Genomic DNA, 21,825 nt, shown 5'->3' with positions numbered 1-21,825 from the left:
CCGTCCCGCAGGACGCTACCGTTTCCCGGTGTGATCCGATGGCGCAAAGGCACAGTTGAGGACATCCGCCGCGAATGGCCGGGGGCGGTCGAGCTGAACGTCTCGATCGGGGGCGACGGCACGCACCGGGCCCTGGCCTATCCCGCCCTGGTGGGGCGGCCCGAACCGGGCGATACCGTCCTGCTCAACACTACGGCCTTGGCGATGGGACTCGGCACCGGCGGCTACGCCATGGTCGTCGCCGTCCCCGACCGGCTCCCGCCCGACCCGTCCGGCCCCGGGCACCTGGTCAAGGCCCGCTACACCCCGCTCCAGGCCACCGTCCTCGGCACCGACGAGCAGGACTCCCCCCACCACGAGCTGCTCCGCGACGCCGACTCCCTCGGCGGCATGCCCGTCATCGTCGCCGACCTGCACTCCGCACTGCCGCCCGTCCTGGCCGCGCTGCACGCCGCCCGCCCCGGCACCCGCGCCGTCTACGTCATGCCGGACGGCGGCGCGCTGCCGTCCTGGTTCTCCATGTCCATCGCCCAGCTCAAGGACGCCGGGGCGCTCGCCGCCACCGTGACCGCCGGGCAGGCGTTCGGCGGCGACCTCGAAGCCGTCACCGTCCACACCGGGCTCCTCGCCGCCCGGCTCGTCCTGGACGCCGACGTCGTCGTCCTCGCCCAGGGCCCCGGCAACCTCGGCACCGGGACCAAATGGGGGTTCTCCGGCGTCTCCGCCGGAGAGGCCGTCAACGCGGCGTCCGTCCTCGGCGGCCGGCCCGTCGGCTCCCTGCGCGTCAGCGAGGGCGACCGGCGGGAGCGCCACATCGGCGTCTCCCACCACTCCCTCACCGCCTACGGCCGCGTCGCCCTCGCCGCCGCCGACATCCCCGTGCCCGAACTCGGCGGCCCCTTCGGCGCCCGCGTCGCCGCCGAGGCCGCGCCCCTCGGCGACCGGCACCGGCTCGTCCCCGTCCCCGTGGACGGGCTCCACGAGACCCTCAGGGCCGCCGAGAAGGACTGGGGCGTCCGGCTGTCCACCATGGGCCGCCGCCTCGACGAGGACCTCCCCTACTTCCTCACCGCGGCCGCCGCCGGCCGCCACACCGCCGCCCTGCTCGGCTAGCGGCGCCCCGGCCGGCTACGAGGCCGCGGCGGTCGCCGCCGCGGCCTCTTCCGCCGCCGCTTCCTCCGCGGCGGCGGCCTCGGCCGCGGTGTAGGACGCGTTGAACGTGAACGCGCGCGGCGACGGGCCGTGGGCGCGCAGCAGCGCCAGGCGCTCCAGCCCCTCCTCCACGGTCGGGATCCGGCCCGCCGGAACCCACCACATCACCAGGTGCGCCTCCACGTGCCGCCGGAACCACTCGCGGCGGCGCCGCAGCGTCTCCAGGTGCGCGCTGCGGTACACGAAGTCCCACAGCGCCTCCATCGACTCCCACACCGAGTAGTTCACGATCACGTCGGCTCCGGCGGGGCGCAGCCCGGTGGCGTCCGGCTCCCCCTCCTCCACCAGCCGCCACACGAACCCCGGCGCGGCGTCGGCCAGCGCGTTCACCGGATCGAGCAGCGCGACGAAGCCGGCCATGCCCGGCGCGTCGAGGGGCTCCAGGAGGGTGCCGACGTTGAACTGGGCGAGATGGTACGCGGCGTCATCAGTCATGATCCCCACCCCACCACGGCGCCCGCTTCTATGTCAATCTTCGTTGTTTTTAGAAGGCGGGTCCGCGGCCGGCGGGTCCGCCGCCGCCACGTCCGCCGCCGACACGTCCGCCGCCACGCAGCACCAGCCCGGCCGAGGATCCATCCGCACCCGCACCCCCGACCCCTCCACCAGCCCCTCCAGCAGCGCCAGATTCATCCCGCACACCAGCGGCGGGAACAGCTCCGCCACCGCGTGGAACGGGCAGTTGCGCATCCGCAGCACCGCACCGCCCTCATCCGCGACCGGCTCATAGCCCCGCTCCGCCAGCACCCCCGCCAGCCCCCCGGCGGCCCCGCCCCACCCGGCCCGCAGCGCCCGCCCCCGGCGACGCGCCGCGTCCTGCACCTCCATGTCCAGACCCGCCGACTCGGCCGCCTCCGCCAGCACCCCCGCGGCCGTCCCGTAGTCACGCGGCGGCACCGACACGCCCCGCTCCACCGCCGACCGCCGGTACACCTTCGCCGGACGCCCCGCACCCGGCCCCGACCGCCCCGTCAGCCGCCGGCTGCCCGCCTCCAGCAGCCCCGCGTCCACCAGCTTGTCCAGATGGAACGCCGCCAGCGTCCGCGCGACCCCCGCCGCCTCCGCAGCCTCGTTGCGCCCCACCTCGCGCCCCTGCGCCGCCACGAACTCGTACAGCCGCCGCCGCACCGGATCCTGCAGCAGCGCGATCGCCTCGATGTCCTCCACCCCGCCATACTAAGAACAACGAGGACTTCCCATAGAACCGCCGCGTGCGGCGGACACGGCGGCACGCCGACGCGAGGTCCCGGCGCGAGGTCCCGGTCAGCGCGGCGTGATGGCCAGCGCGGCGTGATGATCAGTGCGCGCCGAGGAGGTCCACCACGAACACCAGCGTGTCCGAACCCTTGATCCCGAACTGCGCCAGCCCCTTCGCCCCGTACCCCAGCGACGGCGGCACCACCAGCAGCAGCCGGCTCCCCACCCGCTGCCCCACCAGGCCGCGGTCCCAGCCCTTCATCACCTGACCGGTCCCGAGCACCGCCGCCAGCGGATGCCCCGACGACCACGACGAATTGAACACCCGCCCGTCCCGCCAGAAGTACCCGCCGTACTGCAGCACCGCCAGCTGCCCCTTGCGCACCGCCGGGCCGTCCCCCCGCACCAGCGTCCGCACCTGCAGCGCCTTCGGCGCCGCCGACCGCGGCATCGTCACCACCGGCGCCCGCCCCGCCGGCGCATCCGCCACCTTCGGCAGCCCCGGCTCGCTCAGCGGCGCCTGCTTCGCCCCGTGCGGCCCCGCCGACTTTGGATACACCGCCCGCACGTCCAGGACGTACACCAGCGTGTCACCCGCACCCACCTGGTGCTTCGGATCCCCGTCCGCCCCGAAACCGTCCTCCGGCGGAATCCGCGCCACCACCCGCGACCCCGCACGCGCACCCTCGAACGCCTTCGTCAGCCCCGGCACCAGCCGGCCCGTCGGGAACGCCGCAGGCTGCCCCTTCGCGTAACTGCTCGCCAGCAGCTTCCGCCCCGCCTTGCTCCACCGGTAGCCCACATAATCGGCCACCACCAGATCACCCTTGCGGGCCGCCGCGCCCTTACCCTCCGCCAGCGTCTCCACCGCGAACGAATCGCCCGGCTCGCCCTTCGGGAACTTCACCTCCGGCAACCTGCCGAAATCGCCCCGCACCGTCACACCCACACCGTCGCCGCCCCACCAGCATCCCGCCGACAGCGCCAACGGCGCGGCGAGCACGACGACCACGGACAGCAACCGGGAACGGCGGAGCATACGGGGGTCCTCCGAGGGGCGACGAACCGCTACTGCGCGCTCACCCTACCGCCCTGGTGACCCACCGGTAGCCCCCGGCGCGCGTGTCGCACCGGAGGCCGCCCGGAGGCCGCTACATCCCCGCGATCAGCTTGTCCACCCGCTCGTCCACCGAACGGAACGGGTCCTTGCACAGCACCGTCCGCTGCGCCTGGTCGTTCAGCTTCAGATGCACCCAGTCCACCGTGAAGTCGCGCCGCTTCTCCTGCGCCTTCCGGATGAACTCGCCCCGCAACCGCGCACGCGTCGTCTGCGGCGGAACCGACTTCGCCTCGAAGATGTCCAGATCACGCGTCACCCGGTCCACCGAGCCCCGCTTCTCCAGCAGGTAGTACAGGCCCCGGTCGCGGTGCACGTCGTGGTACGTCAGATCCAGCTGCGCCACCCGCGGCGACGACAGCGGCAGATCGTACTTGCGGCGGTACCGCTCGATCAGCTTGTACTTCGTCACCCAGTCGATCTCCCGCGACACCAGATCCAGATCACCGGTCTCCACCGCGCGCAGCGTCCGCTCCCACAGCTCCAGCACCCGCTTCGCCGTCGCGTCCCCGCCCCGCGCGTCCACGAAGTCCCGCGCCTTGCCGAAGTACTCCTTCTGGATCTCCAGCGAACTCGCCTCCCGGCCGTTCGCCAGCCGCACCTTCCGCCGGCCCGTCATGTCATGGCTGACCTCCCGGATCGCCCGGATCGGGTTCTCCAGCGTCAGGTCGCGCATCACCACGCCCGCCTCGATCATCCGCAGCACCAGGTCGGTCGCCCCGACCTTCAGCAGCATCGTCGTCTCGCTCATGTTCGAGTCGCCGACGATGACGTGCAGCCGCCGGAACCGCTCCGCGTCCGCGTGCGGCTCGTCCCGCGTGTTGATGATCGGACGCGACCGCGTCGTCGCCGACGACACGCCCTCCCAGATGTGCTCCGCCCGCTGCGACACGCAGTACACCGCGCCCCGCGGCGTCTGCAGCACCTTCCCCGCACCGCAGATGATCTGCCGCGTCACCAGGTACGGGATCAGCACATCGGCCAGCCGGCCGAACTCCCCGTGCCGCCCCACCAGGTAGTTCTCGTGGCAGCCGTACGAGTTCCCCGCCGAATCCGTGTTGTTCTTGAACAGGTAGATGTCGCCGGCGATCCCCTCCTCGCGGAGCCGCCGCTCGGCGTCCACCAGCAGACCCTCCAGGATCCGCTCACCCGCCTTGTCATGCGTCACCAGGTCGACGACCGAATCGCACTCCGGCGTCGCGTACTCCGGATGACTCCCCACGTCCAGGTACAGCCGCGCCCCATTGCGCAGGAACACATTGCTGCTACGACCCCACGACACCACCCTCCGGAACAGATAGCGCGCCACCTCGTCCGGCGACAGCCGGCGCTGCCCCCGGAAGGTACAAGTGACGCCGTACTCGTTCTCAAGCCCGAAGATGCGCCTGTCCACACCAAGACCCTATGCGGCCCGGCGTCCACTTGGCAGTCTCTCGACCCCACCGTTTCCCGCGGCCCCGCAACAGCAGAGCCCGCCGCGGCGAAGCGGACACCACCGCACCGCCACGACGGGCCCGGACCGCACAGCCCGCCCCGCCCCCGCAGGGACGGCGACAGGCCCGCGCGGCCTCAGTCCTCGTCCGCCCCCGACGCCGGAGACGACCCCGCGGAACCGCCCGCCTCCGCACCACCCGACGCGGCCCCCGACCCGCCGGCCCCCTCCTCCGCCGCCGACAGCAGCTCCGCGATCCGCGCCGCCGTCAGCCGCTTGAACAGCCGGTGCTCCCGGTTCCGGTCCAGCACCGCGACCTCCAGCGACGTCGCCTCCAGATGCCGGTCCGAATCCTGCGCCTCCAGCGCCCGCACCGCCGTCCGCAGCGCGTCCCCCAGCGACGAGCCCTCGCGGTAGCCGTCCTTCAGCGACTGCGCCACCGCGTCCGCCTGCCCGCCCATCGCGACATAGCCGTGCTCGTCCGCCACCGAACCGTCGAACGTCAACCGGTAGATCTGGTCGGTCTCCGCGTCCTCGCCCACCTCCGCGACGACGAGCTCCACCTCGTACGGCTTGTTCGTCTCCGTGAAGATCGTCCCCAGCGACTGGGCGTACACGTTCGCCAGCCCCCGCGCCGTCACGTCCCGGCGGTCGTACTGGTACCCGTTGATGTCGGCGTACCGCACCCCGCCCAGCCGCAGGTTCTCGAACTCGTTGTACTTCCCCACCGCCGCGAACGCGATCCGGTCGTAAATCTCACTGATCTTGTGCAGCGCCCGCGACGGATTGTCCGCCACGAACAGGATGCCGTCGTCGTACTGCAGCACCACGACACTGCGGCCGCGCGAGATACCCTTGCGCGCATAGTCCGCCTTGTCCTTCATCTGCTGTTCGGGCGACACATAGAACGGCATGGACACCGGTCAGGATCCCTTCTATCGCAGCGGGGCGGTCGGACCGCCCGGCGAGTCGTAACGTCCGTCGACGACGGCCTGCGCCAGCGCGCCCACCTCGTCCTCGCCCAGCCGGCGATACCCGTCCGACGTCACCGACGCCACCACCGGGAAGATCCGGCGCGTCAGATCGGGCCCGCCCGTCGCCGAGTCGTCGTCCGCCGCGTCGTACAGCGACTGCACGCACACCAGCGCCGCGTCCTCCGCCGACAGGTCCGCCCGGTACAGCTTCTTCAGCGCGCCGCGCGCGAACACCGACCCCGAGCCGATCGAGTGGAAGTCCCGCTCCTCGTACCGGCCCCCCGCCGGGTCGTAGGAGAAGATCCGGCCCTCGTCCCGCTCCTCGTCGTAGCCCGCGAACAGCGGCACCACCGCCAGGCCCTGCATCGCCATCGCGAGGTTCTGCCGCACCATCGTCGCCAGCCGGTTCGCCTTGCCCTCCACCGACAGCGTCCGGCCCTCGCGCTTCTCGTAGTGCTCCAGCTCCACCTGGAACAGCCGCACCATCTCGATCCCGATGCCGGCCGTCCCCGCGATCGCGATCGCGGAGAACTCGTCGGCCCGGAACACCTTCTCGATGTCGCGCTGCGCGATGACGTTGCCCGCGGTCGCCCGCCGGTCCCCCGCCATCACCACCCCGCCGGGGAAGCTCACCGCGACGATCGTCGTCCCGTGCGGGACGTCGTCGCCCGCCCGCGTCACCGGGGGCGTCCGCCCACCGGGCAGCGACTGCGGGGAGTACGCCCCCAGGAACTCGGTGAACGACGACGTATCCGGGTTCGCGAACAACCCGGGCAGACGCCCGAAGTGCGAATCGTGGGACGCCACGCGACTCCCTTCCCTTCACCATGGCACCGGCGGTCGGCAACCCCACCGGCACGGACGTCTATGACCCTACTGTTCAAGGTCGCCCGCGCGCATGCCACGCGATCCCCACCCGCGTCAGCCCACGGCGAACCCCCGGCGCGCGACGGCCGCCCTGGCCGGGAGCCGCCCTGGCCGGGAGCCGCCCAGACCCACCGAGCAGCCGACATACTCGCGGGTGACCGCCCGACCACGGCGACTCGGCGCTCCGACCGCCTCAGTCGGGCAGCACCAGATCCTGCCTGGCCTCGTCCCACGTCGGCATGTCGAGCTCCTCGTCGAACGGCAGAGTCTCCTTCCGGAACCGGCCGTCCTCCTCCCAGTACGCCTTCCAGCCGCCCCTCGGCACCGCCGCCGGGTCGACGTCCGGGACCGTGAGCGACAGCCGCGTCCCGCCGCCGTCCGCGCGCACCGTCCGCACGAGCCGGCCGGTCACGTAGTCCGCCGCGCGGCGCAGGGCGATCGGGTCGTCCCGCAGCTGGCCCATACCCGTGTTGCAGCCCACACACGTCAGCCCGCGCACGGCGCCGCTCCTGTGATCGTGGTCGACATGCTCGGCGGGATGGTCGGAGCACACGGCGCAGTACCCCACCTGCACCTTGAGGAGCCACTTCGTGTCATCGTCGTTGATGCCGTACTTCTGGCGCAGATGGTAGTGGCGCGACGACCCCGCGGCGCTCCTCCGCGTGCGCCAGAACGGGTCCCAGCGCACGCGGTCGGGGCCGCCGAAGACCGGAGCGCCGATCTCGATGCGCAACCGCCGGGCATGTGGCCCCCGCAGCTCGAGGTAGTTGGCCGCGAGCCGCATGCGGTCGGGGTCGTCACGGAACTGCCCGAGCCCGCCGTTGCACTTGAAGCAGAGGATGCGGCGGACGAGGCCGGTCAGATGGCTGTGGTCGACGTGCTTCGCCTCGGCCCGCAGGCAGATGGCGCAGACTCCGCCCTGCTCTGCGATCATCCGCGCGACCTGCTCCTCGGTGATGCCGTAACGCAGCTTGAGCAGGTAGTTTCGGCTGCTTCCGTGGTTGCGCTGCCGGTTCTCCAGCATCGCCTTGCCGTGACACGGACGGCAGTAGGCAGCCAGTCCGTCGTGTAGTGCCCGGTTCTTCCCGAACTCGTCCCGGGGCTTGATCCTTTTGCATCGCGGGCAATACTTCATGCCCTCCGGGATATCCGAGCGTCTCCGGTAGGCCCTCGTATCTTTGCCCAGACTTGCCTGCTTCTTCCGATATGAACGACTGTTGCGAAGCCCGAAGCACACCTTGCAGTAGTAAGCAAGACCGTCTTTGGAGGACCTGAGCTTCCAGAACTCGGTCGCGGGCTTGATCTCGCCGCAGTCGAGGCACTTTTTCGAACGCATGGGCGAGACTTTAGCCGTCTCGCCCATGCATTCGAAGCGCTTTGAGATTAGGAGCAGAATGTCCAGATACGTTGCCCGATTAGCGGGGCACCCAAATCGGACATACCGGGATCATTCGCCGCCCTTTTGTATATAGGCGCGTACGAAGTCTTCTGCGTTCTCTTCCAATACTTCGTCTATTTCGTCCAGAATCGAGTCCACGTCGTCCGTGAGCTTCTCCTGGCGCTCTTGCACGTCCTCGGTGGTCGTGGCCTCGGTCTCCTCGACCTCTTCCGTGCGCCGGGTGGTCTGCTTCTGACCGCCGGTGTCCTTCGTGGCCATTCCGTACCTCCGCTCTGCCGGTGCCTCCGACCCTAGCCGGGATCCCCGACGGCTAGCGGATCTTGAAACGTCCGTTTCGCCGTCCCGGTTCCCCGCGGGCCGGGGGCATGCTCGGGTTATCGCCGGTCCGCCGCGCAGCGAAACGGGCAAAGCGGTCACGAAACCGAGACCTCACCCGTCAGTGCAGGTCAGCGGGGCGATAGAACTCGATAGTCACACTATCCAATGGGATGCGGTGCGGCCGGGCAGCGCGCTCTCGCGCCGCCCGGCTCCGGTGCGTCCGGTCAGCTCTGGCCGGTCAGGGTGGCCACCAGGTCGGCGGCGGTGCGGCAGCGGTCCAGGAGGGCGCCCACGTGCTGCTTGGTGCCGCGCAGGGGCTCCAGGGTCGGGACGCGCTGGAGCGACTCCCGGCCGGGGACGTCGAAGATGACGGAGTCCCAGGACGCGGCGGCGACGGACTCGGCGTACTGGCGCAGGCAGCGGCCGCGGAAGTAGGCCCTGGTGTCCTCGGGCGGGTCCTCCACGGCGGCCTGGACCTCGTCCTCGGTGACGAGCCGGTCGATGCGGCCGCGGTCCACGAGGCGGTTGTAGAGGCCCTTGTCGGGCCGGATGTCGGTGTACTGCAGGTCGACGAGCTGCAGGCGCGGGTGGGACCAGTCGAGGCCGTCCCGGCTGCGGTAGCCCTCCAGCAGGGAGAGCTTGGCGACCCAGTCGAGCTCGCGGGACAGCTGCATGGGGTCCTCGCCGAGGCGGTGCAGGACGGACTCCCAGCGGTCGAGGACGTCCTTGGTCATCTCGTCCACGTCGGCGCCGAAGCGGTCCTCGACGTACTTGCGGGACTGCTCGAGGTACTCCATCTGGAGCTGGACGGCGGTCATCTTGCGGCCGTCGCGGAGGGTGAGCAGGTGCTTGCAGGACGGGTCGTGGGAGACGGCGCGGAGCGCGGCGACGGGCATGTCGACGGACAGGTCGACGGTGAGGAAGCCGTCCTCGATCATCGCGAGGACGAGGGAGGTGGTGCCGAGCTTGAGGTAGGTGGACAGCTCGGCCATGTTGGCGTCGCCGATGATGACGTGGAGGCGCCGGTACTTCTCGGGGTCGGCGTGGGGCTCGTCGCGTGTGTTGATGATGGGCCGCTTGAGGGTGGTCTCCAGGCCGACCTCGACTTCGAAGAAGTCGGCGCGCTGGCTGATCTGGAAGCCGTCGCCGCGGCCGTCGACGCCGATGCCGACGCGGCCGGCGCCGCAGACGACCTGGCGGGAGACGAAGAAGGGGGTGAGGTGCCGGACGATGTCGGCGAAGGGGGTCTCGCGGCGCATGAGGTAGTTCTCATGGCAGCCGTAGGAGGCGCCCTTGTTGTCGGTGTTGTTCTTGTAGAGCTGGATGGGGTGGGTGCCGGGGACGAGGGCGGCGCGCTGCGCGGCGTCGGCCATGACGCGTTCGCCGGCCTTGTCCCAGAGGACGGCGTCGCGGGGGTTGGTGCATTCGGGCGCGGAGTACTCGGGGTGGGCGTGGTCGACGTAGAGCCGGGCGCCGTTGGTGAGGATGACGTTGGCGAGGCCGAGGTCCTCGTCGGTGAGCTGGGTGGGGTCGGCGACCTCGCGGGCGAGGTCGAAGCCGCGGGCGTCGCGGAGCGGGTTCTCTTCCTCGAAGTCCCAGCGCGCCCTGCGGGCCCGCGCGGCCGATGCCGCGAGGTAGGCGTTGACGACCTGGGAGGAGGTCACCATCGCGTTGGCCCCTGGCTGCCCCGGTACGGAGATGCCGTACTCGGTCTCGATGCCCATCACCCGCCGAACAGTCATATCGTCGAGCCTATCGGGGCGGCGGGGGTGGAGCCACGGGACCGGGGTGTGGCGGGGGTTGCGGCGTGGCGGCGGGCGGGGCGGGTGCCCGGGGCGGGCCGCATGCCGTGTGCGGGCCTGGACGCGGGCGCGGCGGCCCCCCTTCCGGGGAGCCGCCGCGCGGTTGACGTCATGGTGCGGGGCGTTACAGGTACTGGCCGGTGTTGGCGACGGTGTCGATGGACCGGCCGGCCTCGGCGCCCTTGGTCCCGGAGACGAGGGTGCGGATGTAGACGATCCGCTCCCCCTTCTTGCCGGAGATGCGGGCCCAGTCGTCGGGGTTGGTGGTGTTGGGCAGGTCCTCGTTCTCGCTGAACTCGTCGACGCAGGCGGCGAGGAGGTGGGAGACGCGCAGGCCCTTCTGGCCGGTGTCGAGGAACTGCTTGATGGCCATCTTCTTGGCCCGGTCGACGATGTTCTGGATCATCGCGCCGGAGTTGAAGTCCTTGAAGTAGAGGACTTCCTTGTCGCCGTTGGCGTAGGTGACCTCCAGGAAGCGGTTCTCCTCGGTCTCGGCGTACATGCGCTCGACGGTCCGCTGGATCATGGCGTCGACGGTGGCCTCGGGGGAGCCGCCGTGCTCCTTGAGGTCGTCGGGGTGGAGCGGGAGTCCGCCGAGGATGTACTTGGAGAAGATGTCCTTGGCGGCCTCGGCGTCCGGCCGCTCGATCTTGATCTTGACGTCGAGCCGGCCGGGGCGCAGGATCGCGGGGTCGATCATGTCCTCGCGGTTGGACGCGCCGATGACGATGACGTTCTCCAGGCCTTCGACGCCGTCGATCTCGCTGAGCAGCTGCGGGACGATGGTGTTCTCGACGTCGGAGGAGACTCCGGAGCCGCGGGTGCGGAAGATGGAGTCCATCTCGTCGAAGAAGACGATGACGGGGGTCCCGGCGGACGCCTTCTCGCGGGCCCGCTGGAAGACGAGGCGGATGTGCCGCTCGGTCTCGCCGACGTACTTGTTGAGCAGCTCGGGGCCCTTGATGTTGAGGAAGAAGCTCTTGCCCTCCTGGCCGGTCTTCTCCGCGACCTGCTTGGCGAGGGAGTTGGCGACGGCTTTGGCGATGAGGGTCTTCCCGCAGCCGGGCGGTCCGTAGAGGAGGACGCCCTTGGGCGGGCGGAGCTGGTGCTCCCGGAACAGGTCGGCGTGCAGGTAGGGAAGTTCCACGGCGTCCCGGATCAGTTCGATCTGGGAGCCGAGGCCGCCGATCTCGTTGTAGGAGATGTCGGGGACCTCTTCGAGGACGAGTTCTTCGACCTCGGCCTTGTGGATCTTCTCGTAGGCGTAGCCGGACCTTGATTCGAGCATGAGCGAGTCGCCGGCGCGGAGCGGGACTCCGCGGAGCGGCTCGGCGAGCTTGACGACGCGTTCCTCGTCGGCGTGCGCGATGACGAGGGCGCGTTCGCCGTCATCGAAGAGCTCCTTGAGCATGACGACTTCGCCCTGCTCTTCGAAGTCGAGGGCTTCGACAACGTTGAGGGCCTCGTTCAGCATGACCTCTTGGCCGCGCTGGAGTTCGTCGATCTCGACGGCGGGGCTGACGTTCACGCGGAGCTTGCGCCCGCCGGTGAAGATGTCGACGGTCCCGTCGTCGCGGGCTTCGAGGAAGACACCGAATCCGGACGGTGGTTGTGCGAGCCTGTCGACCTCCTCCTTGAGCGCCACGATCTGTTCGCGAGCCTCTTTGAGGGTCGCTACGAGTCGCTCGTTCTGGCCGGTTACGGCGGCCAGGTTTGCCTGTGCCTCATGGAGGCGTTCTTCCAGCACACGTACTTGGCGCGGGGATTCCGCGAGCTTGCGGCGCAGCACGGAGATCTCCTCCTCCAGGAAGGAGATCTGCGTTTGGAGGTCCCTGACCTCCTTTTCGTGCTGCGCCCTGCGCGCCCCAGCATCGTCACGAGCGGCCACGCCCCGTCACCTCCTCACGAAGAGAGCCGACGACCTACTGAGACCCTACCTATCTGGAGGGCTTCCGTAACCTGCCCATTCGGTGTTCGTGTCGTGCGGGTGTCTTCCGGGAGGGTTGGGAGGGGTGCTGTGGGGGTGGTGCGGGGCGTGGGGTTACGGGGTGTGGACCTGGGCGTTCAGGGGGTCGGGCGTGTCGTGACGGGGGGTTTGCCGAGTTCTGTGGTGGTGCGCGGGGCGTGACGGGGGTCGCGCGGGGTGCGGGCGGGGTGCGGTGCGGCGGGGCGGGCGGCGGGGGTGTGATCTAGGACTCGGTGGGGCGCCCGGGCGCGTCGTCGGGTTCGGCGCCGGGCGTGTCGCCGCGGGGGGCGTCGCCGCCGGGGGCGGGGTGGGCGCCCTTGGCGGGGCGGCGCCGGCGGGCGGGCGGGGTGACGCCGTCGGCGAGGCGGCGGGCGGTGACGAGGAAGCCCGTGTGGCCGACCATGCGGTGGTCGGGGCGGACGGCGAGCCCGTCGACGTGCCAGGAGCGGAGCATGGTCTCGAAGGCGTAGGGCTCGGCGAAACTGCCTTGGGCGCGGAGGTCCTCGACGACGCGGGACATCTGGGTGGTGGTGGCGATGTAGGCGCAGACGAGGCCGCCGGGGATGAGGGCCTTGGCGACGGCGTCGAGGGTCTCCCAGGGGGCGAGCATGTCGAGGACGACGCGGTCGGCGTCGGTTTCGGCGAGGGCGTGCTCGAGGGCGCCGACGGTGAGGCGCCAGGCGGGGTGGGGGCCGCCGAAGAACTTCTCGACGTTGGCGCGGGCGATGTCGGCGAAGTCGGGGCGGCGCTCGTAGGAGGAGACGAGGCCGTGTTCGCCGACGGCGCGCAGGAGGGAGCAGGTGAGGGCGCCGGATCCGGCGCCGGCCTCGATGACGCGGGCGCCGGGGAAGATGTCGGCCATGGCGATGATCTGGGCGGCGTCCTTGGGGTAGACGACGGCGGCGCCGCGGGGCATGCGGAGGGTGTAGTCGGCGAGGAGGGGGCGGAAGGCGAGGTATTCGATGCCGCCGGTGGAGCGGAAGACGCTTCCTTCGGGGGTGCCGATGATGTCGTCGTGGGGGATGGAGCCCTTGTGGGAGTGGTAGAGCTTGCCGGGCTGGAGGGTGATGGTGTTGATGCGGCCCTTGGGGTCGGTGAGCTGAACCTGGTCGCCGGGGCGGAAGGGGCCGTGGGGGATGCGGCCGGTGGCGGGGGCGGTTCCGTTGGGCTGGGGTTCGCTCATGGTCGTCAAGGCTAGCGGCGTGTGCGGGCAGGTCGGGCCGCGCGAGGGGCCGGGCCGGGCGCGCTCTGCGGGGTGCCCGGTGCGGCGCGGGTGACGCGGGTTCGGGGTGGCTCAGATGCCGGTGAAGGCGTGGTCGACGTCGCTGACGGCGAGGACGCCGTAGAGGCGGCCGTCGGGTTCGACGAGGAGGTATTCGGAGGCGGGGGCGCGGCGGAGGGCGTCGAGGAGGTCGTCGCCGGCGAGGTCGGCGGGGAGGGTGAGGTCGTCGTGGACGCCGCGGGAGAGCTCGCCCGCGGTGATCCAGGGGCGGCGGTGCTCGGGGGTGGCGGTGACGGCCTTCTCGCTGACGAGGCCGAGGGGGCGGCCGTCGTGGTCGGCGATGACGATGGCGCCGGCGTGGTCGGCGTGGGCGCGGCGGACGGCCTCGGCGAGGGGGGTGTCGGCGGTGACGAGGGTGGCGCGGCGGGCGAGGCGGCGGGCCGACAGCAGGGGGATGCGGTCGCGGACGCGCTCGGCGCGGATGGCCTGGGTGGCGCCGACCCAGATGAAGGAGGCGATGAGGGCGGACCACAGGAGGGCGAGCCAGCCGATGCCGCCGTCGGAGGCGGTGGTGGTGTAGGTGGCGAGGTAGGCGCCGGCGACGAGGCAGCCGATGGCGACGGCGCGGCCGACCCAGCCGGCGATGATGGCGCCGCTGCGGGCGCGTCCGGTGGCCTTCCAGACGGCGGCGCGGACGAGGCGGCCGCCGTCGAGGGGCAGGCCGGGCAGGAGGTTGAAGACGCCGACGAGGAGGTTGGCGAAGGTGAGGGCTTCGAGGAGCAGGAGGGCGACGTCGGGGAGGGCGAGGGTGGCGTGGGCGAGGAGGCCGAGGCCGGCGAGGACGAGGTTGGTGAGGGGGCCGGCGAAGGCGATGAGGAATTCGCGGCCGGGGGTGGGGGCCTCGCGTTCGATGGAGGTCTCGCCGCCGAGGACGTGGAGGGTGACGGAGCGGACGGGGAGCCCGAAGATGCGGGCGGTGACGGCGTGGCTGAGTTCGTGGACGAAGACCGAGCCGTAGAGCAGGACGGCGTAGGTGAAGGCGACGAGGTAGCTGAGGGGGCGGTCGGCGACGCCGTGGACTTGGCCTTCGAACATGACGGTGACGAGGACGGCGACGAGGAACCAGCTGGGTGAGACGTAGACGGGGACGCCGAACACGCGGCCCATGGAGAGGCCGGGGCGCGGGGTGCGGCCGTCGTCGTCGTGGCCGGGGCCTCCGGCGGGTTTCCTGCCCTGGGTCGGGGGCGCGCTGTTCGTCACGTCTTCGATGCTACGGCCCCCGGGGGGCGTGCGGGGCCGCCGGTGCCGGTGCCGGGGGGCGGTGGCGGCGGGTGGGGTGGGGTGCGGCGGGGTGCGGGATTTTCGTCGGGGGTGTCGCCTAGTCTGCTGTGCCATGACGACGACCGATGCGGGTAGTGAGGCGTCCGTTCCGTCGGCGCGGGACGGCGGTGCGGGGGGCGCCGGAGCAGGCGGTGTCGGGGCGGGGGGCGTCGCGGTGGTGGGGTCGTTGTCCCCGTCCCGGGCGGGCGATTTCATGACGTGTCCACTGCTGTACCGGTTCCGGGTGATCGATCGGATCCCGGAGCGGCCGAGCGCGGCGGCGGTGCGCGGGACGCTGGTGCACGCGGTGCTGGAGCGGCTGTTCGACCTGCCGACGGGCGGGCGGACGCCGGAGGCGGCGCTGGAGATGCTGGCGCCGGAGTGGGAGCGGCTGCTGGCGGAGGAGCCGGAGCTGGCGGGGCTGTTCGCGGACGGGGACGCCGGGGACGCCGAGCGCGCGGAGTGGCTGGGCCAGGCGCGGCGGATGGTGGAGCGGTACTTCTCGCTGGAGGATCCGCGCCGGCTGGAGCCGGCGGAGCGGGAGCTGTTCGTGGAGACGGTGCTGGACTCGGGGCTGAAGCTGCGGGGGTACATCGACCGGGTGGACGTGGCGCCGAGCGGCGACGTGCGGATCGTGGACTACAAGACGGGGACGGCGCCGCGGGCCGACTTCGAGGCGCGGGCGCTGTTCCAGATGAAGTTCTACGCGCTGGTGCTGTGGCGGCTGCGGGGGCGGGTCCCCCGGTTGCTGCAGCTGATGTACCTCGGGAACGGTGAGATCCTGCGGTACGAGCCGGACGAGGCGGACCTGCGGGCGACCCAGCGCAAGGTGGAGGCGCTGTGGGCGGCGATCCGGCGGGCGATGGACACGGGCGAGTGGCGGCCGCGGGCGGGCCGGTTGTGCGACTGGTGCGACCACAAGGAGCGGTGCCCGGAGTTCGGGGGCACTCCCCCGCCGCTGCCGGAGGTGCCGGTGCGGCGCTCGTCGCCGGCCGATCTCGAGGCGTCCGACGGCCCGGTGCGCGAGCACGTCGACCTGTAGCGGGCCTGCGGGCCTGCGGGCCTGCGGGGGCACGCGCCCGTGAAGCCGGGGCCGCATGTCCTGAGGGCGGTGAGGCGCTTGTCCGCGAGGGCGGGGCGGGCTCATCCTTGGGGATGACCGCGGATCCGCGTGCAGGAGGGTCGGGGATCTGCCGTGACCTCCTAGGGTGAGTGTCGTGTCACCCCGCATCCGTGGTCTTCATGCCGCTCGTGCCTGGCTGCAGGCGCGTCCGATGGCGGCCGACGCTCTGCTGGCGGTCGGGCTGCTGCTGGTGGGGCTGCCGCAGCTGTGGCTGGAGGAGCTTCCGCGGGGTGAGGAGTTCGCGGGCTTCCGGACGCCGGACGTGTGGAACGCGCTGCTGGTGGCCGCGGTGGTGGCGGCGCTGGCGTGGCGGCGGAGGCATCCGCTGCCGGTGCTGCTGTTCATCGTCGGCGGCGGGATGGTCGGGGCGGTGCTGCGGTATCCGCCGAGCGTGCCGGAAGTGGTGGCGTTCCTGATCGCGGTGTACGGCGTCGCGGCGCACCGGGGGCTGGCGCAGAGCGCGCTGGGCGGGGTGGCCGGGTTCGTGTACTTCCTGGTGTACCTGCTGGTGCTGCCGGTGTCGCTGGAGCCGGTGGTGGTCATCACCGATTCGGCGCTGGTGATCGGCGTGTGGATGCTGGGGCGGAGCCTGCGGCTGCGGCGCGCGTACTTCACCGAGCTGGAGGACCGGGCGGCGCGGCTGGAGCGGGCGCGGGGCACCGACGCGCGGGCGGCGCGGATCGAGGAGCGGTCGCGGATCGCGCGGGAGCTGCACGACGTGGTGGCGCACCATGTGAGCGTGATGACGGTGCAGGCGGGGGCGGCGCGGCGGATCATCGACCGGGATCCGGGGAGCGCGCGGGAGGCGATGTCCACGATCGAGGAGGTCGGGCGGACGGCGCTGAGCGAGATGCGGCGGATCGTGGGGGTGCTGCGCACGGACCGGGACGCCGAGCAGGCGGGCCGGGAGCTGGCGCCGCAGCCGGGCCTGGGCGATCTCGGGGAGCTGCTGGACCATGTGCGGGAGACGGGGCTGTCGGTGCAGCTGTGGATCGAGGGTGAGGCGCGGTCGCCGTCGCCGGGGGTGGACGTGGCGGCGTTCCGGCTGATCCAGGAGGCGCTGACGAACACGCTGAAGCACGCGGGCCCGCAGGCGCGGGCGTGGGTGCGGCTGTACTACGGCGATGCCGACCTGACGGTGGAGGTCGAGGACGACGGGCGCGGCACGGCGACGATCATGGCGGACAACGGCGACAATCCGGGGCACGGTCTGGTCGGCATGTACGAGCGTGTGGCGCTGTACGGTGGCGAGTTGAGGATCGGGCCGCGGGTCGGCGGCGGGTTCGGTGTGCGGGCCCGCTTCCCCCTGGAGGCGTGAGTCCCGCTAAGGGCGTGTGCTCCCGGCCGGCCGGTCGGCCGCCGGTGGGCGGGAGGGTAGGCAGGAGCGTCGTGAGGCGAGGAGCGGGAACGATGGAGCGACCGTGCGGGTGGCGGGGCGGCCGGGCGCGTCCGGCCGGGGCGGCGCGGCCGGCGGGGGTGCCGCGATGAGCGCGGTGCGGGTGCTGCTCGTGGACGACCAGCCGCTGCTGCGGACGGGGTTCCGGCTGATCCTGGAGGCGGAGGCCGACATCGCGGTGGTCGGCGAGGCCGGGGACGGCGCGGCGGCGGTGGAGATGACGCGGTCGCTGCTGCCGGACGTGGTGCTGATGGACATCCGGATGCCGGGCGTGGACGGCATCGAGGCGACCCGGCGGATCATCCGGGAGGGCGCGGCGTCGCACGATCCGAAGGTGCTGATCCTGACGACGTTCGACCTGGACGAGTACGTGATCGAGGCGGTGCGGGCGGGGGCGTCGGGGTTCCTGCTGAAGGACTCGCCGCCGGAGGACCTGGTGCAGGCGATCCGGATCGTGGCGGCGGGCGACGCGATCGTGGCGCCGTCGGTGACGCGGCGGCTGCTGGACAAGTTCGCGACGCGGCTGCCGGCGGTGCGGGACCAGTCGCCGCCGCCGGGGCTGGACACGCTGACCGAGCGGGAGCGGGAGGTGCTGTCGCACGTGGCGCGGGGGCAGTCGAACGCGGAGATCGCGGCGGAGCTGGTGGTGAGCGAGACGACCGTGAAGACGCATGTCGGGAACGTCCTGGCGAAGCTGGGGCTGCGGGACCGGGTGCAGGCGGTCGTGTACGCGTACGAGACGGGTCTGAGCAGGCCGGGGCAGAGCTGAGCGGCGCCCTCCGGGGTGCGGGCGCGGCCGTCGCGGCCGGTCGGGGCGGTGGTCCCCGGCCGGTGTCTCAGGGTCGGTCCCTGAGACGTCCCTGACGCCGGGCCCCGCGGAGACTACTCCCGGAGGACGACGGGTGGAGGGTGCCTCCTGCCAGGGGTGGACCGGCAAGTCCGTTCCTGGGGTGCATCCTTCGGGTTGGGTGGACTTCTAGTGTTCTGGGTGTCGGATCGCCCGGGGGCTCGGTGCGCGGTCCGGAACCGTTCAGTCCACTACACACGGGAGTCTCCAGTGACGAACACCGCCCCTTCGACCGCCGGCGCGGGTTCCGCGCCCGGGGCGGGCGACTTCGCCGCACGGACCCAGCAGATCGCGAAGGTGTACGGGCGCGGCGACGCCCAGGTCGTCGCGCTCGACGGGGTCACGGTCGGCATCCCCCGCGGCCGCTTCACCGCGATCATGGGCCCGTCGGGGTCGGGCAAGTCCACGCTGATGCACTGCATGGCGGGGCTGGACTCGGTCGACTCCGGGCAGGTCTTCATCGGCGGCACCGAGCTGACCGCGCTGAAGGACAAGCAGCTGACGCGGCTGCGCCGCGACAAGGTCGGTTTCATCTTCCAGGCGTTCAACCTCGTGCCGACGCTGACGGCGCTGGAGAACATCACGCTGCCGATGGACATCGCGGGCCGCAAGGCCGACCGCGAGTGGCTGGACCTGGTCATCGACACGGTGGGGCTGCGGCCGCGGCTGAAGCACCGCCCGTCGGAGCTGTCGGGCGGGCAGCAGCAGCGGGTGGCGTGCGCCCGCGCGCTGGCGTCCCGCCCGGAGATCATCTTCGCGGACGAGCCGACGGGCAACCTCGACTCGCGGTCGGGCGCGGAGGTGCTCGGCTTCCTGCGCGACTCGGTGCGGCGCATGGGCCAGACGATCGTGATGGTCACGCACGACCCGTCGGCGGCGGCGTACGCCGACCAGGTGCTGTTCCTGTCGGACGGGCAGATCGTCGACACGATGGCCGAGCCGACGGCGGAGCGCGTCCTGGAGCGGATGAAGGGCTTCGACGGCGCGGCGCCGGCGGCGGGCGCGGAGGTCTCGGCGCGATGATGGGCAGGGTCACGCTGCGCAACCTCGCGGCGCACAAGATCAGATTGGTGCTGACGGCGGTCGCGGTGATCCTCGGCGTGGCGTTCGTCGCCGGCACGCTGATCTTCACCGACAGCATGAACAAGCAGTTCGACGACCTGTTCAGCCGGATCGGCACGAACGTGGCCGTGGACGTGCGGGCCAAGAAGGTCGTCGGCGGCGACACCGACGGCGTCGCGGCGCAGCCGGTCCCGGCGAGCGTGCTGAAGGCGCTGGAGGGCGTCGAGGGCGTCAAGGACCCCCAGGGCAACGTCAACGGGTACGCGGCGGTCGTCGGCAAGGACGGCAAGATCGTCGGGACGCCGCAGAACGGGCCGCCGCAGCTCGGCGTGAACTGGACGGGCGGCGACGGGACCTACGACCTGTCGGCGGGCCGCGCGCCGCGCGGGCCGCACGAGGTGATCATCGACGCGGCGACCGCGAAGAAGGGCAAGCTCGCCGTCGGGGACACCACGCGGGTCCTCACCGCGGGCCCGCCCGCTCGGATGAAGGTCGTCGGGCTGATCGACACCGGGAACCTGATGGGCGCGACCGTCACGGCGTTCGACACGCCGACGGCGCAGAAGCTGATGCTGAAGCCCGGATACTTCTCCGACGTCCAGATGGGGTCGTCCGGGCCGTCGCAGGCGGAGCTGCGGGACCGGGTCGCGAAGGTGCTGCCGCAGAACCTGGAGGCCGTCACCGGCGAGCAGCTGCGCGAGGAGTCCAAGAGCGACGTCGCGCAGATGATGGGGTTCTTCCGGACGTTCCTGCTGGTGTTCGCGCTGATCTCGATCTTCGTCGGGGCGTTCATCATCTTCAACACGTTCTCGATGCTCGTCGCGCAGCGGACCCGTGAGCTGGCGCTGCTGCGCGCGGTCGGCGCGGCGCGCGGGCAGGTGACGCGGGCGGTGATCGGCGAGGCCGTCGCGGTCGGCGTGGTCGGGTCGACGCTCGGCCTGGCGGCCGGGGCGGGGCTGGCGTCGCTGCTGCAGTCGCAGATGGGCGACGCCGGGCAGGGCGGCCTGACGTTCACCGTGACGCCGGTGATCTGGTCGTACGCGGTGGGGATCGTGGTGACGGTGGTGTCGGCGTACTTCCCGGCGCGGCGCGCCGCGAAGATCCCGCCGGTCGCGGCGATGCGCGACGACGTGGCGCTGCCGCAGCGGTCGCTGCGGATCCGGGTGGCGCTCGGGTCGCTGCTGACCCTGGCCGGGGCGGGCCTGATCGCGGTGGGGCTGGCCGGCGGGGGCGGCACCCCGATCGCGCTGGTCGGCGTGGGCGCCCTCGCGGTGTTCGTCGGCATCACGATGCTCGCGCCGGTGATCAGCGTGCCGGTGCTGCGGGTGCTCGGCGCCCCGGCCGCGCGGCTGATGGGCTCCCCCGGGCGGCTGGCGCGGCAGAACGCACTGCGCAACCCGCGCCGCACCGCGGCGACGGCCGCCGCGCTGATGATCGGCCTCGGGCTGATCACCACGGTGAACGTGCTCGGCGCGACGATGCGGGCGTCGATCGACGAGCAGGTGGACGCCCAGTTCGGCGCGGACTACCTGGTGCAGTCGCAGGGCCCCGGCGGGGTGAACGCCGAGGCGCGCCGCAAGATCGAGCAGACGCCCGGGGTGGTGGCGGTCACGCCGACCTATGACGCCCGCGCCCAGATCGAGGGCAAGGACGTGTACTACATGGCCGGCGACCTGGCGGGCGTGGCGAAGGCCGCGCGGCTGAAGATGGTGTCGGGCACGGCGTCCGGCGGCCCGTCGTCGATCATGGTGGACGAGGACACCGCGAAGGACCGCGGCTGGAAGGTCGGGACGGCGGTGCCGATGCGGTTCGCCGACGGCGCGACCGAGCGGCTGACGCTGACCGGCGTGTACACCAAGAGCAACCTGATCGGCCCGCGGGTGGTGGCCGAGCAGGCGCACCTGCGGCACACCGCGCGGCCCACGGTGTCGGTCATGGTGGTGGACGCGGAGCGCACGGACGCGGCGACGATGGCGGCGCTGGACCGGGCCGTCCAGGCGTACCCGAACCTGGAGGTCTCCGACCAGGCGGAGCTGAAGGACAACGCCCGCAAGCAGATCGACGGGCTCGTGACGGGCCTGACCATCCTGCTGGTCATGTCGGTGATCATCGCGGCGGTGGGGGTGATCAACACCCTGGCGCTGTCGGTGATCGAGCGGACCCGGGAGATCGGGCTGCTGCGCGCGATCGGGATCTCCCGGCGGCAGCTGCGCCGCATGATCCGGCTGGAGTCCATCATGATCGCGGTGTTCGGGGCGCTGCTCGGCATGGCCATCGGGGTGGCGTTCGGCGCGGCGGCGCAGCGGGCGCTGATCGACCAGGGCCTGGAGGTCCTCGCCGTCCCGTACGCGACGCTGGGGGTGTACCTGGTGGTCGCGGCGCTGATCGGCGTGCTGGCGGCGCTGTGGCCCGCGTGGCGGGCGGGGCGCATGGACGTCCTCAAGGCCATCTCCACCGAGTAGTAGCCGGCGGCCGGGAAACGGAAAGGACCCGCCCCCTCCGAGCGGAGGGGGCGGGTCCTTTCCGTCGTGCCTGTCGCCGGTTGCCCGGCGGGCGCGCCGGGCGCCGGAG

The 21,825-nt window shown here is 72.0% G+C and carries 18 protein-coding genes; 6 read left to right on the top strand and 12 right to left on the bottom strand.

Features of this window, described 5'->3' with window-relative positions:
- Window positions 1-30: 30 nt before the first annotated feature.
- Window positions 31-1,113 carry a DUF3866 family protein gene (locus CHF16_RS11730; protein ID WP_089325992.1) on the top strand — a complete coding sequence of 361 codons (1,083 nt, stop codon included), beginning with the start codon at window positions 31-33 and terminating at the stop codon, window positions 1,111-1,113.
- Between the two features lie 15 nt (window positions 1,114-1,128).
- Here CHF16_RS11730 and CHF16_RS11725 read toward each other — a convergent pair whose 3' ends face one another.
- The 12 genes from CHF16_RS11725 to CHF16_RS11670 form a co-directional block, all read right to left on the bottom strand.
- Window positions 1,129-1,647 (bottom strand): DUF3291 domain-containing protein, encoded by a 519-nt coding sequence (locus tag CHF16_RS11725; protein WP_089326024.1) that lies wholly within the window; start codon window positions 1,645-1,647, stop codon window positions 1,129-1,131.
- Window positions 1,648-1,680: 33 nt separating this feature from the next.
- Window positions 1,681-2,379, bottom strand: coding sequence for a helix-turn-helix transcriptional regulator (locus CHF16_RS11720; protein WP_245868381.1), 699 nt, complete (start codon window positions 2,377-2,379; stop codon window positions 1,681-1,683).
- Window positions 2,380-2,509: 130 nt separating this feature from the next.
- On the bottom strand, window positions 2,510-3,448 hold the full coding sequence (locus CHF16_RS11715; protein WP_089325991.1) for an FKBP-type peptidyl-prolyl cis-trans isomerase: 939 nt from the start codon (window positions 3,446-3,448) through the stop codon (window positions 2,510-2,512).
- 112 nt (window positions 3,449-3,560) lie between these two features.
- The gene (gene pafA, locus CHF16_RS11710; protein WP_089325990.1) at window positions 3,561-4,919 is read right to left on the bottom strand and encodes a Pup--protein ligase; all 1,359 of its coding nucleotides are present in this window, start codon (window positions 4,917-4,919) and stop codon (window positions 3,561-3,563) included.
- Window positions 4,920-5,095: 176 nt separating this feature from the next.
- A complete protein-coding gene (prcA, locus tag CHF16_RS11705) occupies window positions 5,096-5,872 on the bottom strand; it encodes a proteasome subunit alpha (protein WP_089326023.1) in 777 nt (258 codons plus the stop codon).
- 21 nt (window positions 5,873-5,893) lie between these two features.
- Window positions 5,894-6,739, bottom strand: coding sequence for a proteasome subunit beta (gene prcB / locus CHF16_RS11700; RefSeq protein ID WP_089325989.1), 846 nt, complete (start codon window positions 6,737-6,739; stop codon window positions 5,894-5,896).
- Window positions 6,740-6,992: 253 nt separating this feature from the next.
- Window positions 6,993-8,135 carry an endonuclease VII domain-containing protein gene (locus CHF16_RS40210; protein ID WP_179271484.1) on the bottom strand — a complete coding sequence of 381 codons (1,143 nt, stop codon included), beginning with the start codon at window positions 8,133-8,135 and terminating at the stop codon, window positions 6,993-6,995.
- 111 nt (window positions 8,136-8,246) lie between these two features.
- On the bottom strand, window positions 8,247-8,456 hold the full coding sequence (locus tag CHF16_RS11690; RefSeq protein ID WP_089325987.1) for a ubiquitin-like protein Pup: 210 nt from the start codon (window positions 8,454-8,456) through the stop codon (window positions 8,247-8,249).
- Between the two features lie 284 nt (window positions 8,457-8,740).
- Window positions 8,741-10,258, bottom strand: coding sequence for a depupylase/deamidase Dop (dop, locus tag CHF16_RS11685; RefSeq protein WP_089325986.1), 1,518 nt, complete (start codon window positions 10,256-10,258; stop codon window positions 8,741-8,743).
- Between the two features lie 184 nt (window positions 10,259-10,442).
- Window positions 10,443-12,206 carry a proteasome ATPase gene (gene arc, locus CHF16_RS11680; protein ID WP_089325985.1) on the bottom strand — a complete coding sequence of 588 codons (1,764 nt, stop codon included), beginning with the start codon at window positions 12,204-12,206 and terminating at the stop codon, window positions 10,443-10,445.
- A gap of 301 nt (window positions 12,207-12,507) precedes the next feature.
- Window positions 12,508-13,467, bottom strand: a complete 960-nt coding sequence (locus CHF16_RS11675; RefSeq protein ID WP_143227949.1) for a tRNA (adenine-N1)-methyltransferase — start codon at window positions 13,465-13,467, stop codon at window positions 12,508-12,510.
- 111 nt (window positions 13,468-13,578) lie between these two features.
- On the bottom strand, window positions 13,579-14,766 hold the full coding sequence (locus CHF16_RS11670; RefSeq protein ID WP_089325984.1) for a site-2 protease family protein: 1,188 nt from the start codon (window positions 14,764-14,766) through the stop codon (window positions 13,579-13,581).
- A 235-nt stretch (window positions 14,767-15,001) separates the two neighbouring features.
- Here CHF16_RS11670 and CHF16_RS11665 point away from each other — a divergent pair, with 235 nt between their 5' ends.
- From CHF16_RS11665 to CHF16_RS11645, 5 genes are all read left to right on the top strand, one after another.
- Window positions 15,002-15,868, top strand: a complete 867-nt coding sequence (locus CHF16_RS11665) for a RecB family exonuclease (protein ID WP_281259341.1) — start codon at window positions 15,002-15,004, stop codon at window positions 15,866-15,868.
- Window positions 15,869-16,034: 166 nt separating this feature from the next.
- Window positions 16,035-17,267: a sensor histidine kinase gene (locus CHF16_RS11660; protein WP_425427487.1), complete on the top strand. Its 1,233-nt coding sequence runs from the start codon at window positions 16,035-16,037 to the stop codon at window positions 17,265-17,267.
- Window positions 17,268-17,433: 166 nt separating this feature from the next.
- Entirely contained in the window at window positions 17,434-18,114 is a 681-nt protein-coding gene (locus tag CHF16_RS11655; protein WP_089326022.1) for a response regulator, read from the top strand.
- A 288-nt stretch (window positions 18,115-18,402) separates the two neighbouring features.
- Window positions 18,403-19,215, top strand: coding sequence for an ABC transporter ATP-binding protein (locus CHF16_RS11650; RefSeq protein WP_089325981.1), 813 nt, complete (start codon window positions 18,403-18,405; stop codon window positions 19,213-19,215).
- Window positions 19,212-21,716, top strand: a complete 2,505-nt coding sequence (locus tag CHF16_RS11645) for an ABC transporter permease (protein ID WP_245868375.1) — start codon at window positions 19,212-19,214, stop codon at window positions 21,714-21,716. Before CHF16_RS11650 ends, CHF16_RS11645 begins: the two co-directional genes overlap by 4 nt.
- Window positions 21,717-21,825 lie beyond the last annotated feature (109 nt).

The organism is Actinomadura meyerae (assembly GCF_900188445.1).
In the GTDB taxonomy this organism is placed as follows: domain Bacteria; phylum Actinomycetota; class Actinomycetes; order Streptosporangiales; family Streptosporangiaceae; genus Spirillospora; species Spirillospora meyerae.
Note: the sequence above shows the minus strand (reverse complement) of the source record. Positions and strands in the feature narration are given on the sequence as shown.

Excerpts from the sequence above, each read along its gene's own strand:
- CHF16_RS11645 (WP_245868375.1), top strand. The coding sequence starts at position 19,212 with ATGATGGGCAGGGTCACGCTGCGCAACCTCGCGGCGCACAAGATCAGA.
- CHF16_RS11675 (WP_143227949.1), bottom strand. The coding sequence starts at position 13,467 with ATGAGCGAACCCCAGCCCAACGGAACCGCCCCCGCCACCGGCCGCATC.
- CHF16_RS11690 (WP_089325987.1), bottom strand. The coding sequence starts at position 8,456 with ATGGCCACGAAGGACACCGGCGGTCAGAAGCAGACCACCCGGCGCACG.
- CHF16_RS11715 (WP_089325991.1), bottom strand. The coding sequence starts at position 3,448 with ATGCTCCGCCGTTCCCGGTTGCTGTCCGTGGTCGTCGTGCTCGCCGCG.
- dop (WP_089325986.1), bottom strand. The coding sequence starts at position 10,258 with ATGACTGTTCGGCGGGTGATGGGCATCGAGACCGAGTACGGCATCTCC.
- CHF16_RS11725 (WP_089326024.1), bottom strand. The coding sequence starts at position 1,647 with ATGACTGATGACGCCGCGTACCATCTCGCCCAGTTCAACGTCGGCACC.
- prcA (WP_089326023.1), bottom strand. The coding sequence starts at position 5,872 with ATGCCGTTCTATGTGTCGCCCGAACAGCAGATGAAGGACAAGGCGGAC.
- CHF16_RS11655 (WP_089326022.1), top strand. The coding sequence starts at position 17,434 with ATGAGCGCGGTGCGGGTGCTGCTCGTGGACGACCAGCCGCTGCTGCGG.
- CHF16_RS40210 (WP_179271484.1), bottom strand. The coding sequence starts at position 8,135 with ATGCGTTCGAAAAAGTGCCTCGACTGCGGCGAGATCAAGCCCGCGACC.